The sequence below is a fragment of the Rhizobacter sp. P3_B12 genome (assembly GCF_056402895.1).
Genome location: NZ_JBFUGN010001513.1, coordinates 1 through 955, shown reverse-complemented (window position 1 = coordinate 955; position 955 = coordinate 1). Strand labels below are relative to the sequence as shown.

Here is a 955-nt window from a genome sequence, read left to right as displayed (position 1 = left end):
TCGCCGGCCTGCCGGCCGGGGCCGCCGGCAGCGAGCCGAGCGCGCCACAGTGGGCCGAGGCGCGCGCCGCGGCCGCCGAGATCGCCGGCGCCTTCGCGCGCCACTGCCCGGTGGCCGGCACCGGCGACCAGCCGGCCTTCGAGCAGTGCCGGCGCGGGCTGTTCGGCGATCCGGCCTTGCGCGATTCGCTGGACGCGATCGTGCTGTGGGGCCGCCAGCGCGATCCGGCGCTGTCGCTGCAGGCCAGCTCGCTGACGCAGTTCGCGCCCGACGTGCTGACCGGTCTCTACATGCCGCTGTTCATGTTCGACGGGCAGCACAGCGTGCGCTATGTCGCCTCCGAAGGGCTGTTCCAGCTGCGCTTCGCGACCGCCTTCCGCAACCGGCTCGCGCCGGGGCAGTTTCCGTATCCGTTCTGGCACGACGCCGAGAAGTGGGCGATGTACCAGGGCGCGAACGAGGTGCTGCTGTGGTGGGAGCCGATGCGCGGGCGCGTGAAGGCGGCGCAGTTCACGGTGCACGGCACGCAGCCGCCGGTCACCGCAGTGGCCAAGGTGCCGGCACCGACGGGCTTCAGCGGCCAGTGGATGTGGACGGATGCGCAGGGCCGGACGCAACCGAAGGCGACGCTCTTCGACGGCCTGTACCGCGCCGACAACCCCTACCTGGGCCAGCTCGAGGGCTCGTACAAGCGGTTCGCGCTGCGCATGCGCCAGGCCGAGTGCGATTCGTGCCACGTGCCGAGCAACCCGGGCAAGAGCAAGCGCCTGGTGCTGCTGCAGACGCCGGCGCATGCCGCCGGCGAGATCGAGCGGCTGCTGAAGGCCGTGCGCGAGGACCGCATGCCGCGCGACGAGACCGGCATCGAGAACCCGCTGGACGCGGTGACCAAGCGGGCGCTGCTGGAGGACGGCGAGGCCTTCGCCTCGGTGCTGAACGCGGCGCGCCGCTGGGA

At 72.8% G+C, this 955-nt stretch carries 1 protein-coding gene; it reads left to right on the top strand.

What is annotated here, in order from left to right:
- Positions 1–955, top strand: a 955-nt coding sequence (locus AC1D01_RS36525) for a hypothetical protein (protein WP_477874673.1), incomplete at both ends; no start/stop codon positions are given.